The organism is Jiella endophytica, assembly GCF_004519335.1.
Classification (GTDB): Bacteria; Pseudomonadota; Alphaproteobacteria; order Rhizobiales; family Rhizobiaceae; genus Jiella; species Jiella endophytica.
On sequence record NZ_SOZD01000006.1, the window covers coordinates 303,289 to 319,341 of the forward strand.

General features: G+C 66.2%; 15 protein-coding genes. 5 read left to right on the forward strand and 10 right to left on the reverse strand.

Translation table 11 applies throughout. From position 1 onward, the window contains the following. The first annotated feature begins 288 nt into the window (after window positions 1–288). Window positions 289–2,064: an AsmA family protein gene (locus E3C22_RS19735; RefSeq protein WP_134763573.1), complete on the forward strand. Its 1,776-nt coding sequence runs from the start codon at window positions 289–291 to the stop codon at window positions 2,062–2,064. A 249-nt stretch (window positions 2,065–2,313) separates the two neighbouring features. Then, entirely contained in the window at window positions 2,314–3,609 is a 1,296-nt protein-coding gene (locus tag E3C22_RS19740; protein WP_134763574.1) for a hypothetical protein, read from the forward strand. A 33-nt stretch (window positions 3,610–3,642) separates the two neighbouring features. Here the strand turns inward: E3C22_RS19740 and E3C22_RS19745 are convergent, their stop codons facing one another. From E3C22_RS19745 to E3C22_RS24580, 8 genes are all read right to left on the reverse strand, one after another. Further along, a complete protein-coding gene (locus E3C22_RS19745) occupies window positions 3,643–4,461 on the reverse strand; it encodes an ABC transporter permease (RefSeq protein ID WP_134763575.1) in 819 nt (272 codons plus the stop codon). Next, window positions 4,461–5,330 (reverse strand): ABC transporter permease, encoded by an 870-nt coding sequence (locus E3C22_RS19750; RefSeq protein ID WP_245515100.1) that lies wholly within the window; start codon window positions 5,328–5,330, stop codon window positions 4,461–4,463. Before E3C22_RS19750 ends, E3C22_RS19745 begins: the two co-directional genes overlap by 1 nt. An 86-nt stretch (window positions 5,331–5,416) precedes the next feature. Then, window positions 5,417–6,553 carry an ABC transporter ATP-binding protein gene (locus tag E3C22_RS19755; protein WP_134763577.1) on the reverse strand — a complete coding sequence of 379 codons (1,137 nt, stop codon included), beginning with the start codon at window positions 6,551–6,553 and terminating at the stop codon, window positions 5,417–5,419. Between the two features lie 66 nt (window positions 6,554–6,619). Continuing rightward, the gene (locus E3C22_RS19760; protein WP_134763578.1) at window positions 6,620–7,726 is read right to left on the reverse strand and encodes a polyamine ABC transporter substrate-binding protein; all 1,107 of its coding nucleotides are present in this window, start codon (window positions 7,724–7,726) and stop codon (window positions 6,620–6,622) included. Between the two features lie 134 nt (window positions 7,727–7,860). After that, window positions 7,861–8,367, reverse strand: a complete 507-nt coding sequence (locus E3C22_RS19765) for a GNAT family N-acetyltransferase (RefSeq protein WP_134763579.1) — start codon at window positions 8,365–8,367, stop codon at window positions 7,861–7,863. Between the two features lie 46 nt (window positions 8,368–8,413). Next, the gene (locus tag E3C22_RS19770; protein WP_134763580.1) at window positions 8,414–9,208 is read right to left on the reverse strand and encodes an aspartyl/asparaginyl beta-hydroxylase domain-containing protein; all 795 of its coding nucleotides are present in this window, start codon (window positions 9,206–9,208) and stop codon (window positions 8,414–8,416) included. A gap of 155 nt (window positions 9,209–9,363) precedes the next feature. Then, window positions 9,364–10,785: a helix-turn-helix domain-containing protein gene (locus E3C22_RS19775; protein WP_134763581.1), complete on the reverse strand. Its 1,422-nt coding sequence runs from the start codon at window positions 10,783–10,785 to the stop codon at window positions 9,364–9,366. 106 nt (window positions 10,786–10,891) lie between these two features. Then, complete coding sequence (locus tag E3C22_RS24580; RefSeq protein WP_167591836.1) at window positions 10,892–11,032, reverse strand: hypothetical protein; 141 nt, start codon at window positions 11,030–11,032, stop codon at window positions 10,892–10,894. Window positions 11,033–11,451: 419 nt separating this feature from the next. Between E3C22_RS24580 and aceA the strand changes: the two genes are divergently transcribed. Next, the gene (gene aceA, locus E3C22_RS19780; protein WP_134763582.1) at window positions 11,452–12,759 is read left to right on the forward strand and encodes an isocitrate lyase; all 1,308 of its coding nucleotides are present in this window, start codon (window positions 11,452–11,454) and stop codon (window positions 12,757–12,759) included. A 241-nt stretch (window positions 12,760–13,000) separates the two neighbouring features. Beyond that, the gene (locus E3C22_RS19785) at window positions 13,001–13,255 is read left to right on the forward strand and encodes an SMc00767 family acetate metabolism repressor (protein ID WP_134763583.1); all 255 of its coding nucleotides are present in this window, start codon (window positions 13,001–13,003) and stop codon (window positions 13,253–13,255) included. 180 nt (window positions 13,256–13,435) lie between these two features. Here the strand turns inward: E3C22_RS19785 and E3C22_RS19790 are convergent, their stop codons facing one another. Both E3C22_RS19790 and E3C22_RS19795 read right to left on the reverse strand, forming a co-directional pair. Then, a complete protein-coding gene (locus E3C22_RS19790; protein WP_134763584.1) occupies window positions 13,436–13,786 on the reverse strand; it encodes a HepT-like ribonuclease domain-containing protein in 351 nt (116 codons plus the stop codon). Next, window positions 13,786–14,085 (reverse strand): nucleotidyltransferase family protein, encoded by a 300-nt coding sequence (locus E3C22_RS19795; protein ID WP_134763585.1) that lies wholly within the window; start codon window positions 14,083–14,085, stop codon window positions 13,786–13,788. The genes E3C22_RS19790 and E3C22_RS19795 overlap by 1 nt, the downstream gene beginning before the upstream one ends. Window positions 14,086–14,333: 248 nt before the next feature. Between E3C22_RS19795 and E3C22_RS19800 the strand changes: the two genes are divergently transcribed. Further along, complete coding sequence (locus E3C22_RS19800) at window positions 14,334–15,845, forward strand: SH3 domain-containing protein (RefSeq protein ID WP_134763586.1); 1,512 nt, start codon at window positions 14,334–14,336, stop codon at window positions 15,843–15,845. Window positions 15,846–16,053 lie beyond the last annotated feature (208 nt).

A 16,053-nucleotide genomic window follows, 5' to 3' on the forward strand; every position in this document is an offset into this window, starting at 1 on the left:
GCAAAGCACGGCGCGCCGCTACCTAGTGGAGCGAATTCGACATTTGAGTCCCGGCCGATATGGGCTTCGCATCCAATGTCGAGTTCGAAAGTTCCACCAGAAACAGAGATTTACCTGGTGGTTCTTTGATTCCGACATTTGCCGCGGGCCTGATAGAAGACGGACGCGGATGTCGGAATCGAGCCACTGGCGCGGAACGAGTCCATTTGGGGGAGAGCAAACGGCGTGCGACCTGACTGGCCAGCCGAGACACCGGATGTGGAGGCCCCCTCCGCGAAAGCCAGCCGCTTGCGCCGCCGCTGGCTGACCGTCGCGCTCGCCGCGGTGGTGACGCTGGTGGTCGTCTTTGCCGCCATCCTGCCGGGCCTTGCCCTCGGCTCGGACACGGCGCGGGCGCTGGTCGTCGATCGGCTCGAGGCGCTGACCGGCCGGCATGTCTCGATCGACGGGCGCATCGAGTTCTCGGTGCTGCCGCGGGCCCGCCTCAGCCTCGAACATGTCAGGCTCGGCGACGACGATGCCACCATCGACAATCTCGTCGCCAATTTCAGCCTGTTCGACGTCATCGCCGGCGACGGCGACATCTCGCGGCTGGTGCTGGTGCGTCCCGAATGGCGCGTTGCCGGCGACACCGCGGAAGCGAGCGCCATTGCAGCCGGCACCGGCAACGGCCTCCTCAACGGCGTCCACACGCTTTTGTCGCGGATGGACGGCATCCGCGCCGTCGAGATCCGCGACGGGCTGTTCCGGCCGGCCGGGCCAGGCTTTGCCGGCCCGCGAGGCATCAGCAACGCCAACATCCAGATCGCCCAGTCCGCCTCCACCGACACGCTCAGCCTTTCCGGCGGCTTCGTCTGGAACGGCCAACCGAGCACCGTCGACCTCGAGATCAATGCCGATGCGCCGCTGAAGAACGGCGGCAACAGCAATGTCGATGTCTCGATCGATTCCCCGGCGCTCGCCGCGAATTTCTCCGGCACGGTCCATCTCGACGATTTTCGCGAGGCACACGGACGCCTCAGCATCTCGGCCCAGTCCTTCACCCGGGCGATCGAGTGGCTGTTTGCCCCCGGCATAAGGGTGCCCGAACTCGGCGTCGTCGATCTTGCGGGCGACCTCTTTCTCGAAGGCGACAGCGCCGAGCTGCGCGAGGCGAGCCTGCGGCTCGGTGCCTCGGAGGGCCGCGGGGCGATGGAAGCGCGGCTCGACGGCGACCTTCCCGTCGTCGGCGGCACGCTCGCCTTCAACGACCTCAATCTGACGCCGATCGCCCGCTCGATCGCGCCCTATCCCCGCAATGCGCTCGATTTCGAGCGTCCGCTGGCGATCGATTTCGCCAAGGCGATGCAGATGGAGATCCGGCTGTCGGCAAGCGAGCTGATGCTCGGCTCGGTGCCCTTCCAGGATGTCGCGGCGGTGGTCAGCGTCGGCGGCGGCATCGCCAAGCTCGACGTCGGCGACGCGGCGATGTTCGGCGGCAGGGGCCAGGCGGCGATCACCGTCGACGGGCGGAACGGCGAACCGACGGTCGAGGGCTGGATCAGCGCCAGCGGCCTCGACACCGCCAGCATGATGCAGGATCTTGCGATCGGCTCGATCAGCCTGACAGGGCGCTCATCGGTCCGCGCCAAGCTCGACGCGCCGGCGAGCAACTGGCGGGCGGTTCTCACCGGGCTGAGGATCGAGGCGAATTTCGATGCGAGGAACGGCCAGATCGCGGGCTTCGACCCGCGTGTCTTCGCCGAGCCCGGCGCCCGGCCGCTGGTGGCGGGTACCGGCAGCGGCTCGATCCCCTTCACCACCCTCGACGCGAAGATGGCTGTCGCCGGCACCGATCTCGATCTCGACAAGGTGACGATCCGCAACGACGCCGGCCTCCTGACCGCCAGCGGCCGCTATTTCGCCAAGACCAACGAGGTCGACGTGACCGGCGACTTCGAGGCCGGCGAAGCGCAGGTCGCCGAGGCGAGCGGCGTTTCACCGCAGGCCCAAAGGGTCGGTTTCAAGATGAAGGGCGAGTGGCCGAACCCGAACGTGACGACCGCGCCGTCCCTTTCCCAGTGAACCCTCCGGCGTTTCACCCGCGCCCCAGGCGCCCTGACGGACTGCCGCCGCAGGTTCGGCTCGCTCCAGCTCCGGGGCGCAATGTCGCCGCCAGCATCGACTGCCCGGAGCCAGCACGGCCGTCCGGCGGCACGATGCATGACGATCGGCCAGAGCGTCGTTCCCGCGCCATTGCGGCGGTGCGGCAACTGGTAACCGATCGAGACGAGATCGCCTCATAAGATGCAGCCTGCAAAACGAGATTGGCCCATGCCGCGCGCCGCAAACCCGCTCTTTCGTCCCCGCCTCTGCCGTTCGATCCCCGGCGGCGTCACACGGCTTGCCGCGTCCGTCGTGGTCACCGCCCTCCTTTGTGGCCCCGGAGCGGCACAGTCCGTCCTCAAGCTCGGCGGCACCGATGCTCCGCAGTCCGGCAGCGACACGAGCTGCGGCGCGGCGAAGTATCACGCCGCCCTCGCGGCGATCCGCGACAGGGAATATCAGTCGATCAAGGAGGCCCGGGAGGACGCGGGCAAGCCCGACGAGAGCCTTCCCGGCCACCTCGTCTTCAATCCGATCGTCACGCCGAAGAGCGGCGACGCACGCCGGGCGCTGATCGCGGCGAACCAGCTGGCTCGCTCGCAGAACCGACCGGCCTGGCTCGCCAGCAAGGATTCCCGCTGGATCGTCGGCGAAGTCGGCAAGGAACTCGGCCGCTATCTCGGCCAGGAGGAGACGGAATATCTCTGCGGCGGCGTGCCGGACTATCTCGACACGATGCGCAAATATCTCGCCCGGGCCGGCAGCGACGCGTCGTCACTCGACGACCTGAAGGCGGCGCAGGCGGCGGTCGCCTCGGACAGCATTCTCGCAACCCTCCATGCGCTTCGCCCGGTGCCGCTGCCGACGGCAGCGCCGAGCTCGCCTCAGGCGCCGAGCGAGGCTCCGCCTACACCTGCCGCCGAGCTGCGGCCGGCGGTCGGCATCGCCGGCCGGGACCAGGTGGCTGCAGAAACACCGCCGGCGGCGGCCACCCCGGCGACGACCGGCGCAACCCAGACGGCACTCGCCACCGATGCCGCGACAGCCTCCGACGCGTCCGCCAATGCCGGCGAGGACCCGGACCTGCCGCCGCTCAGCCAGCCGAAGCCGATCACGCTGGCCAGCGACGACGACCGCCTCGCCGCGCTCGACAGGCTGGTGGAAGCCGCGAAGCAAAGCGGAGCGCTGTCCGAAGACGTCGCTGCCGGGGCAGAAACGGCGGACCAGGGCGACGCGGCTGCTGAGAGCCCGGCCACGCCCGACGCAGCCGCAGCGGGCGCAAACGGGCGGCCGGTCATCGCCCGGCTGGAGGAGCTTCGCCCGCTGGTCTACGGATCGCGGCCGGCGATCAGCGACCTTGCGGCGCGCCGCCAGCTGATCGACAGCTTCTCTTCGATCGAGGTGCTCGACTATCTCGACCACCGGCCAGCCGAGAGCGAGGACTCCGTCCCCGCTGCGATCGGCCGGACGATCGACGCGATCTCGACCGCCCATTCGCAAAGCTGCGGCTGCAGCAAGAACTGATCCGCAGCGGTCGCTCAGCAGCCGCCGGCCCGGTCAGCCCTCCGCGGCGAGGCGCTCGTCGCGGGCCTGGCGCACCATCCGGCGCCGGTTGATCAGCGTCGCCGCGACGACACCGACCGAGACGATCGCAATCAGGATCGTACAGACGGCGTTGATCTCCGGCGTCACGCCGAGCCGCACCTGGCTGTAGATCTTCATCGGCAGGGTCGTCGAGCCGGGCCCTGTGGTGAAGGAGGCGATGACGAGATCGTCCAGCGACAGGGTGAAGGCGAGCATCCAGCCGGCGATCACCGCCGGCCAGATCAGCGGCAGGGTGACGTGGAAGAGGGTCGCCGTTGGCGTCGCGCCGAGATCCATCGCGGCATCTTCCAGCGAACGGTCGAGGGAGCGCAGCCGCGACTGCACGACGACGGCGACGAAGCACATCGACGTGCTGATATGGGCGAGCGTCACCGTCAGGAAGCCGCGGTCGAGATTGATCGCCACGAAGAACAGAAGCAGCGACAGGCCGGTGATCACCTCCGGCATCACCAGCGGCGCGTAGATCATCCCGGTCATCAGCGTACGACCGCGAAACCGCGTGTAGCGCGACAAGGCGATCGCCGCCATGGTGCCGAGGACGGTGGCGACGCTCGCCGAGATCAGCGCCAGGCGCAGCGTCACCCAGGCGGCATCGATGAGACCGCGATTGTGCCAGAGCTCGCGGTACCAGACCGTCGAAAAGCCGGCCCACACCGTCACCAGCCGCGACTCGTTGAAGGAATAGACGACGAGCAGCGTGATCGGCAGATAGAGAAAGGTGAAGCCGAAGATCAGCGATACGAGGTTGAACTTCGTCAGCCGCCAGCCCATCAGCCCTCCCTCTCCTGCTGGCGCTGCAGGATCGCGATCGGCACGACGAGGATCGCCACCAAAACGACAGCCACGGCCGAGGCGACGGGCCAGTCGCGATTGGTGAAGAACTCCAGCCAGACCGTCTTGCCGATCATCAGCGTCCGCGAGCCGCCGAGAAGGTCCGGGATGACGAACTCGCCGGCGGCGGGAATGAACACCAGGAAGCAGCCGGCGACGACGCCCGGCAGGGACAGCGGGAAGGTGATCTTCCAGAAGGCCTTCAGCGGCGGCGAGCCGAGATCGGCCGCAGCCTCGATCAGGCTGTGATCCATGCGCTCGAGGCTGGCATAGATCGGCAGCGTCATGAACGGCAGATAGGAATAGACGATGCCGATGAAGATCGCGACCGGCGTGTTGAGAATGACCAGCGGCTGGTCGATCAATCCGAGAAAGAGCAGCAGCTGGTTGAATAGCCCCTCGGGCTTGAGGATGGCGATCCAGGCATAGACGCGGATGAGGAAGCTCGTCCAGAACGGCAGGATCACCAGCATCAAAAGCGTCGTGCGCCAGGCGGAGGGCGCCTTCGCCATGCCGTAGGCGAGCGGATAGGCGATCAGCAGCGTCAGGAGTGTCGAGGTCGCGGCGATGACCAGGCTGAGGATATAGGCGTCGAGATAGAGCTGGTCGCCGGCGATCCAGGCATAGTTGTCGAGGGAGAACTGCTGGAGGGCGCTCCACCATGTCGAGGGGTCGCCGAAGGTCGGGATGTAAGGCGGCATCGCCACCGCCACCTGCGACAGCGAGATCTTGAAGACGATCAGGAACGGCACGAGGAACAACAGGACGAGCCAGAGGAACGGCACGCCGATGACGATGCGGCGGAACAGTCCGCCGGAGCCCGCCCTTTCCTCCGCCTGCGGGCCCCTGGCGCCGGCCCCCGTCGCTCCTCCCGACCTTGCCACCGCCACCTCCGCTACTCGGCCAGGACGAGGCCGGCGTCCTCGTCGAACTGGACATAGGCCCGGTCGTGCCAGGTCAGCTGCAGCGGCCCCTGCCGCGTCGCGTTGACCATCGCGACCTTGACGATGGCGCCGTTGTTAAGGCGGATGTGGAACGAGGTGACGGGGCCGAAATAGGCGATGTCCCAGACCTCGCCTTCCACGACGTTCGGCCCCGGGACCGGCTCTGCGGCGATCCTCAACTTCTCCGGGCGAAGGACGTAGGAGACCGACTGACCGGCGGCCACCGGCACCTCGCTCGTCGCCACGACGTCGAAGCCGGCGGTGGTCTCGATGGTGACGCGCTCGCCTTCCACCGAACGCACCACGCCTTCGAAGATGTTCACATTGCCGACGAAGTCGGCGACGAAGCGGGAATTCGGCGCCTCGTAGACCTCGGCGGGCGTCGCCACCTGGACGATGCGCCCCTTGTCCATGACGGCGATGCGGTCCGCCATGGTCATCGCCTCCTCCTGGTCGTGGGTGACCATGATGAAGGTGGTCTTCAGCTGATACTGCAGATCGGAGAGCTCGAACTGGGTCTCCTCGCGCAGCTTCTTGTCGAGGGCGCCGAGCGGCTCGTCGAGTAGCAGCACCTTCGGCCGCTTGGCGAGCGAGCGGGCGAGTGCGACGCGCTGGCGCTGGCCGCCGGAGAGTTGGTCGGGCCTGCGCCGCGCATAGGTTTCGAGCTTGACGAGCTTCAGCACCTGGTCGACGCGCTCGGCGATCTCGCCCCGTGCCATCCCCTCCTGCTTCAGGCCGAAGGCGATGTTCTTCTCGACGCTCATATGGGGAAACAGCGCATAGGACTGGAACATCATGTTGACCGGCCGGCGATAGGGCGGAATGCCGGCCAGATCCTCGCCGTCGAGAACGATGCGCCCTTCCGTCGGCGCCTCGAAGCCCGCCAGCATGCGAAGCAGCGTCGACTTGCCGCAGCCCGACGCCCCGAGGAGGGCGAAGAACTCGCCCTCGAAGATCGACAGGCTCAGATCGTCGACCGCGTCGAAATTGCCGAAGCGCTTGGTGACGCCCTCGAAGCGGATGAACGGCGTCGCGGCCTGATCGAGCCAGGGGGCAAAATCGCGACGGATGCTGCCGAGGGATTTCATGGGGCGCAACGCGTCCCCGGCCGCCCAGAAGACGCGACGGCCCGTGTCTCGACCTGCATGATCCTCCTACTGACCCGTGACGATGCTCGTCCACAAGCGGGTCTGCATACGCTGCGCCTTCGGTCCCTTCGGCAGAATCGCGGTCAGGCGCTTCTGCGTCTCCTCGGGCGGATACACCCCTGGGTCGTTCAGGATCTCTTTGTCCACATACTGCTTCGCCGCGAGATTCCCGCTCGCATAATTGACGAAATTCGTCGCCTTGGCGATGACCTCGGGCTTCATCAGATAGTTCATAAATTCGTGCGCGGCTTCGGGATGCGGGGCGTCGGCCGGGATCGCCATGTTGTCGAGCCAGATCACCGCGCCTTCCCGCGGGATGACGTATTTGATCTCGACCCCGCGCCCGGCTTCCTTGGCGCGGTCGCGCGCCTGCAGCATGTCGCCGGACCAGCCATGGGCCATGCAGATGTCGCCATTGGCGAGCGCCTGGATGTTTTCGGACGAATGGAACTTGCGCACATAGGGGCGGATCGACAAGAGCAGTTCCTTGACCTTGTCGAGATCGCCCGGGTCGTCGGAATTCGGGTCGAGACCGAGATAGATCAGCGCCGCCGGAACCACCTCGTCGGCGGTGTCGAGCACGTAGATGCCGCAGTCGGACAGCTTTTCGGCGAGCTTCGGATCGAAGAGCAGCGCCCAGGTGTCGAGCGGCTGGTCGTCGCCGAGACGTTTCTTCACCTCCTTGACGTTGAGCCCGAGCCCTGTGGTCCCCCACATGTAGTTGACCGCATACTGGTTGCCCGGGTCATAGGTCGCCAGGCGCTTCATGATCTCCGGATCCATGTTGTCGATATTCGGCAGCTTCGACTTGTCGAGCGCCTGGAAAACACCGGCATTGATCTGCCGGGCAAGGAAGCTGCCGGTCGGGACGACGACGTCGTAGCCGGTACCGCCGGTCAGAAGCTTGGTCTCGACGAGTTCGTTCGAATCGAAGACGTCGTAGACGACCTTGATCCCGGTCTCCTTGGTGAAGTCGGTGAGGATCGACTCGTCGATATAGTCAGACCAGTTGTAGACGTTGACCACCTTGTCGGCAGCCAGCGCCCCGCCCGCCGAAGATATCGCCGTCGCCAGGCAGAAGCCTGCAACAAGGCGCGTCAGAATATGCTTCATGTCGGAACCACCCCATTCGCGAATGCCGTTCGAGGCCGCCGCCGGCCCGGTCTGCGCAAACGCAACCATAGCGGCAACGATCGGCCGATTCCTAGCCTTCCGACGCCAAGAAATGAATCAAGCGTGATTTCTGCTCAATCGAGCGTCAGGCGCTGCATGAAGCGGGCGTCGGCTCCATAGGCGGAAAGCGACGCGGGAGCGAGGTCGTCATCGGCGGGGAGGAAGCCGAATCGCTGCCAGAAGGGCACCGTGCCGTAGACGGAGACGAGGCATGCCTGCGGATAGGCGCTGGCTGCCAGCAGCAGCGCCGCCACCACCTCTTCGGCATGGCGGTGGCCCCTCGCCTCGGGCGCGATGGCGACGTCGTGGATGTAGAAGGCGTCGGCGTCGGGCGGGACCGCCCCGATCAGCGTGTTCAGCGATGGCGGGTGGGGATAGAGGATCGGGTGGCCGACCGCATAGCCGGCAGGCTCGCCCTTCAGATCGAGCGCGAGGCAGCCACTGGGAAAGAGGCAAAGCCGCTCGGCGAACACCGCCTCGTCCTCGGGCAGGCCGGGATGGATGCGGCCAGCGAGCGCCATGACGGCCGGAAGGTCGCCGGCACGCATCGGGCGCCAGGCGGCGGGTGTGGCAGCCGTCATCGGGTCCAACGGCCATAAGGGAGGATGCTTCTCCCCTCGCCCGGCCTCAGCGGTGCTTGCTGCCTTCGCCGTAGAACAGCTTTTCCCATTTCTTGTGCGCCTTGTAGCCCTCGCGGATGAAGGGCGTGAACACCGCCATGTTGAGCACCGCCTTGTTGGTGAGGCGGGCCGGGAAGTTCAGCGGTTTTTCGAAATCGACGAACAGCACCACCCGCACCTTGTCGGAGTGGTTCCAGGCCTCGTGCTCATAGGCGTCGTCGAAGATCAGCGCCTTGCCTTCCTCCCAGTGGCAGACCTGGTCGTCGACGCGGATGGCGATCTTGTCCGGCTCGGGCGGCACGATCAGGCCGAGATGGAAGCGCAAGACGCCGTTATACGGGCCTCGATGGGCCGGCAGATGCTTGCCGGGCTCGAAGATCGAGAACATCGCCGATTTCAGCCCCGGGATCTTCTGCAGGATCCGCCAGGTCTCGGGACACTGGGCGATGGCGTTTTCCGAGGTGATGCCGTAGCCGCAGAGAAAGAAGGTCTTCCAGTTGCTGTCGGAGGAGATCGACCGCACCTCGGCGGAGATCTCGTGGAACGCCGGCAGGTCGCCCTTGCGCACCAGCACCTTGTCCAGCTCCTCGCGGATCAGGTGCCACTCCGCCTCGACCTCGCGGGCCCAGGGGAAGGCATCCGTCTCGAAGACGGGCGGGTTACCGACGGCGGAATGCTTCAGATTGAGCGCTTCGGCACCGTCGACGAGTTTCTGCACGGCGCGGGCGACGAAACCCTCGCGCGTCAACGTATCCTCGATGCCCTCGGTCTTCAGTTTCTGCTGGCTGACGCTCTTGTCCATGATTCTACGCTTCAATTTGCACGTGGCGTTCGATCGGAGACCGAAATGGCCCGCGTCGGCCTGCAATGACCGCAGGCGGACGGTGGATCGTGACGGTTCGGTGACGGAGGGATCCCGTTCGATCGAACGCTTTCGCAGCCGATTTGGACCCGGCATCACTGGAAGTCAAACGCCGAAAGGCCGGTGACCATCTCGTCGAGGCCGAGCGGGCGGGTGAGCGGCGGCTCGGCCCGGGCGAGACAGCCCTGCCGCTCGCACAGCCGGCAGGCCGGGCCGATCCTGACGATCGCCGACTTCTCGCCGAGATGCCGGCCGTAGACGGTCTCGTCCTTGAAGCCGATGTCGCAGCCGACGAGGATCGCGGTGCGGCGCGGCCGCTCCTCGAAGCCGCCGGAAATCCCCTCGAGGGTGCGGGCGATCAGCAGGAATTCGGCGCCGTCCGGCATTTCCGCGCGCTCGACGAGTATCTGGCCCGGCTGGGCGAAAGCGGCATGGATCGGCAATTTCGGACAGCCGCCGCCGAAGCGCTGGACGGGAAAGCCTCTGGCGCCGGCGCGGCGGAAGCGGTGGCCGGCATTGTCGACTTCCAGCATGAAGAAGGGAACGCCCGGCGCACCCTGGCGCTGCAGCATGGTGAGACGATTGGCCGCCTGTTCGAAGGAGACCTGGAAGCGCCCCTTCAGAACGTCGATGTCGTAGCCCGCCCGCTCGGCGGCGCCCTGGAAGGCCTGATAGGGCATCATCAGGGCGTGGGCGGCATAGCGGACGAGCTCGAAGCGGGCGAGCCGCCGCGCCTCGTCCGTCTCGAAGGTGAAGGTGCGGCTCTCCGCCTCGACAACGTCGCCGATCGCCATCTGGCAGACCTCCATGGCGGTCTCGCGGATGCGGTCGGCCACCGACAGCCGCTCGGAGAGAAACAGGCGCCGGGAATGGCGGTCGAAACGCCGACGCCAGAGCGGCATGGTGGCGAGCGGCAGCACCCTCACCGAGACGTCGTGCTCGCGTTTCAGCCAGGCGCGCATGGCGCCGAGAAGGTCGTCGCCCGGCGCGAGCCTTGCATGCAGCGCTTCGGCGGCGGTCTCGATGGCGGCAAAGAAGTTCGGCCGCGTCTCGAACACCTCGTGCACCTCGTCGATCGGCAGCCTCGCACCGGCCGAGCCGAGCATCCGCCCCTCGCGGGCGAGCAGCTGCGACAGGTCGGAGAGCCGCACCTGCTGTTCGCGATAGGCCCGGTAAAGCTTGGAGACGCCCGCCGCGGCGTTGGGCGCCGCATCGGCGAGTTCGACGAGTTCCTGGTCGCCCGGCAGTTCCCCGGCGAGCAGCGGATCGGAGAAGATCGCCTTCAGCTCGGAAAAGACGCCCTGCTGGCGCCCCGCCTGCAGGTCGGCGAGGTCGACATGATAGGTCTCGGAGAGCTTGAGGAGCAGCTGAACGGTGAGCGGGCGCTGGTTGCGCTCGATGAGATTCAGATAGGACGGCGAGATGCCGAGCTCGTCGGCCATCGCCGTCTGGGTCAGGTTGAGGCCGTTGCGAATGCGGCGGATGCGCGGGCCGGCGAAGATCTTGTTCTCGGCCATGGCGGCTAGGCGCCCCTCGCCGCGATCGTCCTCGAGACGGCTCGCGGGCTTCCAGCGCTATCGCCGGGTGTTTGCCGGCGCGCGAGCCGCCAGACGGGAGACAGCCTCAGATCGCCAGCGAGCGGCCGGACTTGCGGGCGCAGGCCGGGCCGGGGCCGCGCATATAATGGCGCTCCGGCCGGTAGGTCGGATGGATGAATTCGCTGACTGCCCGCAGCATGGACAGGATGAGATTCGTGCCGGTCATGACACCCTCGACGGTTTCGGTCCTCCACCTCCCAATGGAAACACAAAAGTAATTCCTGAAGCTTGACAAATTGCGAATGAAAAGAGGTGCTTAGGTGCATGTGGGAACCATCTGTCGGGCTGTTTTTAGGCAAGACGTGGCAAGTTCGGCGAAATCGGCGTCGCTGCGGCTTTCAGGTGACAGTCGCCGTCCGGCGAGACTAGCCGAAAAATCCTCCGCTCGCGCCTTTACATATTTGACAAATTTACATTCCCATCCTGTCAATCGCAACACATTGCGACGCGAAATATCCTGGCTTTCCGCCTCGCATCCCTTCGCTCACGCGGCCGCAAGTGTCAGTTATCGCAACGACCGGCCGGGATCGGCGGCTTCGCTCCGCCAGTCCCACTGCCAGGCACGATCCGAGTGGAGGGTATCACATGACCGATTTTTACAATCTCGTCCCGTCAGCGCCCGAGGGCCGCTTCGACGATATCGAGCGCCCCTACAGCGCCGAGGACGTCCGGCGCCTCAGGGGCTCCGTGCAGATCCGCCACAGCCTTGCCGAAAATGGTGCCAACCGTTTGTGGCAGCTGATCCATTCGGAAGATTTCGTCAATTCGCTCGGCGCGATGACCGGCAATCAGGCGATGCAGCAGGTGCGCGCCGGGCTGAAGGCGATCTACCTCTCAGGCTGGCAGGTCGCCGCCGATTCCAACACCGCTTCGGCGATGTATCCCGACCAGTCGCTCTATCCGGCCAATGCCGGGCCGGAGCTCTGCCGACGGATCAACCGCACGCTCCAGCGCGCCGACCAGATCGAGGCGGCGGAGGGCAACGGTCTTTCCGTCGACACCTGGTTTGCGCCGATCGTCGCCGACGCCGAAGCCGGCTTCGGCGGGCCGCTCAACGCTTTCGAGCTGATGAAGGCCTATATCGAGGCGGGCGCGGCGGGCGTCCATTTCGAGGACCAGCTGGCGTCTGAGAAGAAGTGTGGCCATCTCGGCGGAAAGGTGCTGATCCCGACGCAGGCGCATATCCGCAACCTCACCGCCGCGCGGCTCGCCGCCGACGTGATGGGCGTGCCCACCCTCGTCGTCGCCCGCACCGACGCGGAGGCCGCCAAGCTGATCACCTCGGACATCGACGAGCGCGACCGGCCCTTCGTCGACTACGACGCCGGCCGCACGCCGGAGGGCTTCTATCGGGTGAAGAACGGCCTCGAGCCCTGCATCGCCCGCGCCATCGCCTATGCGCCCTATTCGGACCTGATCTGGTGCGAGACCTCCAAGCCCGATCTCGACCAGGCGCGTCGCTTCGCCGAGGCGGTCAAGCGGGAGCATCCGAACCAGCTTCTCGCCTATAACTGCTCGCCCTCCTTCAACTGGAAGAAGAACCTCGACGACGCGACGATCGCCAAGTTCCAGAAGGAACTCGGCGCGATGGGCTACAAGTTCCAGTTCATCACCCTCGCCGGCTTCCATCAGCTGAACTACGGCATGTTCGAGCTCGCCCGCGGCTATCGCGAGCGGCAGATGGCGGCCTATTCGGAGTTGCAGGAGGCCGAGTTCGACGCCGAGAGCGACGGCTACACGGCCACCAAGCACCAGCGCGAGGTCGGCACCGGCTATTTCGACGCCGTCTCGATGGCGATCACCGGCGGGCTCTCCTCGACGACGGCGATGGGCGAATCCACCGAAAGCGCCCAGTTCCGCGAAAAGACGCCGCTGCACGTCGCGGCAGAGTGACGAAGCTGCGGGCGGGACGGCCGAAAGGCGTCGCCCCGCATCGCTGGGACGAATTGCGGGCCAGCCACGTTCAGGGCCCGCAGGCGACCGGACGGCGTCTTGGGAGAGCCGTCCGGTCGATCAGACCGCAACCATGCCTTCTGACGGGTTGCGGCCCATCCAACGACGTGCAGCAGCCGAACGGCTTCGGCAGGCTATCCGCCGCCGGTGACCCGTTTGCCGACAATCAGGGAGAAAAACGATGAGTGCAGTTGCCAACGACCTTCCCCGCACCCGCGTCAAGGAGCGGGCGGAGGAGCAGTCTTCGGCCATGGACGAGGCACAGCAGACCGCCATCCGCATGCTCGCCAATGACCTCCATCGTCTCAACCAGTCCGTCATGAAGGCGGTCGAGGCCGGCGTCTCGGTCGAGCTCGTCCGCTCGGCCCGCCACCACGGCGGCAACGGCAACTGGGGCGACCTGCTGATCCCGGTGGTGCTGAAGAGCGGCGATTGAGGGGGACGGGTTGCATGCGGTGGCTCGGGCCTCCATCGGCCCGACCCATCGGACAAGCGATACCTCGAGGCCCTGAAGCAGCGCTTGCTACGGCAGCTCGATTTCAATCATTGCGCCGACAGGCAACGAGCCTTTGTCGGTAGCACTCACTGTCTCGATCCGAGGCGATGCGACGTCTCTTCATTCGCCCAACCGTTCCATCATGCGCAGCACTGCCGGCCGCAAGGCCGGCAGATGCACGTCCAGGATCGACTGGATGTCGCTCTCGTTGATCCGGTAATATTCGTGACGAAGGAAATTGCCGAGGCTGATGATTTTCTGCCATGGCACCGTGGCCTCTTGGTCCCGCAATTCGGCAGGCAGTTCCTTTGCCGCTTCTGAAATGATCTGCAGCGCTCGCTCGGTGGCACGGATGAGCAGGAAATCGGCAAGGATCGCGTCGAATGTGAGCCCTTCGGTGTGGGCGAGGATGCCGTCGATGTTTTCTAGAATGTGCCCAAGCCGGACGCGTGGGTCCTTCGCGGAGGACATCAGAAGATCCGGATAGCGCTGTTTTCAATGGAAGGCCGATAGGCTGCCACGATGCGGTCGCGGGTGCTGAAGCCTATCTCCATTCCGGGGAAAGCCTTTTCCAGTTCCTCATAGGGTGCGAGGAAATCCATGATGTCCCTGTCTCCGCCATCGACGAAATCGGCCAGCAGATCGATGTCGCTGTCCGGCCCGGCCTCGTTGCGGGCGTAGGAGCCATAGAGATACAGCGCCGCCACCCCCAGGCTGCGCATCCGCGGCTCGATGGCTTTCAGGCGGGCAAGGATCGCATCGCGGGTCATGCGCCCAGTCTACAGCACCGGCCCGGAAATCGGAATCGATTCTCGGAAAGCACGATGCGGTGATTCGATCAGTCAGAGGCCGTCCGGCACGGCATGGCCCCTCAATTTCCGCCGGCGCCGATGCTATCAAGCTTTGCGATTGACTTGACCTCACGCTGCGTCTCAACTGGCGCGGGGCAGCAAGGGTCGTGTCCGCGGCGGCGATCGGTGCCGGCGCGCCGACCGGCCGTTATGCAGGTCCTGTCCGGATGCCCCAAGCCACTCTGATGCGCCGCCCGATCGCCCCCGCGGTCCGTCTTCTTGCCGCGAGTCTCGGCCTCGTTGCGGCGGCCCTTCCCGTCCTTCCTGCCTCGGCCGCCGAGGTCACCATCCGGCAGGATCTTTTCGACCGGGCGGTGAAGATGAAGCGGCTCTTCCCGCCCCGCACGCTCGACGGCACCGAGGGTATCAAGGTCGAGGATCCGGAGAGCTTCACCTCGCTCGCCGCCTTCCCGTCCGGCCTTGCCGACGGCGGCAACCCGGCGGTCCTCCGGATCGAGGGCGAGATCGTCAAGGGCGATGCCGAGCGGGTGAAGCAGGCGCTGGAGGAGGGCACCAACCGCCCGCTGGTGATTTCCTTCGACAGCCCGGGCGGCGTCTTCGCCGAAGCCTTCCGCATCGCCGAGGTGCTGCGCTACGACATCGAAAGCCAGGATCCGCGGATCGCCGGGCTGATGGTCTTTGCTGGGGACGAGTGCCTGTCTGCCTGCGCCATCGCATTTGCCGCCTCGGTCGATACGGCGCATCCCGACACCGACACGCGCTTCGTCGAGAATGGCGGCAAGCTCGGCTTCCACATGCCCTATATTCCCGAGGGAACCGACACCACCGGCACCGGGGCGCGGCAGATGCTGGGGCTCGGCTACGACGTTGCCGGGGAGATGGTCAGCCTCCTGCAGCAGAGTGCCAATCCGCCGGAACTCCTGCTGCGGATGCTGAAACACCGGACGGCCTCGTCCTTCTACGTCCTTTCCGGCGACCTCGAGACCTGGCGGATGAGCTTTTCGCCGGTCGCCGCCCCCGAGGCTGTCAGCGAGATCGGCCTTGCCGGGCTCGATACGATCGCCGTCGGCCATCTCTGCAATCTCGTCCTGAAGGCCGGTCCCGTCCAGATGTCGGCGGCGCAGGACGAGTTCTGCGACTTCCAGCTCGGCGCCACCTATTCACCCGACGAAAGCGGCGGCAAGCTCCTCTCGGACCTTCTGAAGGGCGGCACCCGATCGCTCAATGCCACCTGCGGCTGGTTCACCTGCCAGGTGCGGACCGACGAGGAGGGCCGCGTCGGCGTGTCCGTCTGGCGCGGCAGCGAGGGCTGCAAGGAGATGGAGGATCCGTTCCCGAGCGATATGTGCCCGATGCCGGCGGCGGGCGTCGACACCGTCAGCAACTTCCTCCTCGCCGAGGCCTATTCCTGCCGGGACGGCGCCGTGCTGCCCGACACCTTCACCGCCGACAGCCCGGCCAGGATCAAGCGCGACGTCTATCTGCGCGATGCGCCCGGCCGGAGCGGCCAGGTGGTCACGACGCTTCTTTCGGGCAACGAGGTCGAGGTGACCGCCTGCCGGACGACCAGCGACGACCAGGGCGTCTGGTATCAGGTCGGCCGAGCGGGCCAGCAGGGCTGGGTGTCGGCGCGCTTCGTCGGGGGCCATGCGGAGCGATTCGGCACGCGCGCCGGGCGCTTCGCCATCACGCCTGCCAATCAAGGCGTCGCCGAATAGTCGGCCGGTTCAGGGGTCTCGGGCGGGTCAGGAGTGAGGCAGGCGCAGCAGGGCCGGTATCCACGCGGCTCGCCCCACCCGCCGTCGCAGCGTGCGATCCGGCGGTTGGAATGCCGCCGCGCCGCATCGATCTGCGGCGAAGATGAAAAGCCTCGAAAATACGAAATCCCGGAGCCGTTGCCGGTCCGGGATCGAAATCTCGCAAGGT

Excerpts from the sequence above, each read along its gene's own strand:
- E3C22_RS19740 (WP_134763574.1), top strand. The coding sequence starts at position 2,314 with ATGCCGCGCGCCGCAAACCCGCTCTTTCGTCCCCGCCTCTGCCGTTCG.
- E3C22_RS19745 (WP_134763575.1), bottom strand. The coding sequence starts at position 4,461 with ATGGGCTGGCGGCTGACGAAGTTCAACCTCGTATCGCTGATCTTCGGC.
- E3C22_RS19755 (WP_134763577.1), bottom strand. The coding sequence starts at position 6,553 with ATGAAATCCCTCGGCAGCATCCGTCGCGATTTTGCCCCCTGGCTCGAT.
- E3C22_RS19760 (WP_134763578.1), bottom strand. The coding sequence starts at position 7,726 with ATGAAGCATATTCTGACGCGCCTTGTTGCAGGCTTCTGCCTGGCGACG.
- E3C22_RS19765 (WP_134763579.1), bottom strand. The coding sequence starts at position 8,367 with ATGACGGCTGCCACACCCGCCGCCTGGCGCCCGATGCGTGCCGGCGAC.
- E3C22_RS19770 (WP_134763580.1), bottom strand. The coding sequence starts at position 9,208 with ATGGACAAGAGCGTCAGCCAGCAGAAACTGAAGACCGAGGGCATCGAG.
- E3C22_RS19775 (WP_134763581.1), bottom strand. The coding sequence starts at position 10,785 with ATGGCCGAGAACAAGATCTTCGCCGGCCCGCGCATCCGCCGCATTCGC.
- E3C22_RS24580 (WP_167591836.1), bottom strand. The coding sequence starts at position 11,032 with ATGACCGGCACGAATCTCATCCTGTCCATGCTGCGGGCAGTCAGCGAA.
- aceA (WP_134763582.1), top strand. The coding sequence starts at position 11,452 with ATGACCGATTTTTACAATCTCGTCCCGTCAGCGCCCGAGGGCCGCTTC.
- E3C22_RS19785 (WP_134763583.1), top strand. The coding sequence starts at position 13,001 with ATGAGTGCAGTTGCCAACGACCTTCCCCGCACCCGCGTCAAGGAGCGG.
- E3C22_RS19790 (WP_134763584.1), bottom strand. The coding sequence starts at position 13,786 with ATGTCCTCCGCGAAGGACCCACGCGTCCGGCTTGGGCACATTCTAGAA.
- E3C22_RS19795 (WP_134763585.1), bottom strand. The coding sequence starts at position 14,085 with ATGACCCGCGATGCGATCCTTGCCCGCCTGAAAGCCATCGAGCCGCGG.
- E3C22_RS19800 (WP_134763586.1), top strand. The coding sequence starts at position 14,334 with ATGCCCCAAGCCACTCTGATGCGCCGCCCGATCGCCCCCGCGGTCCGT.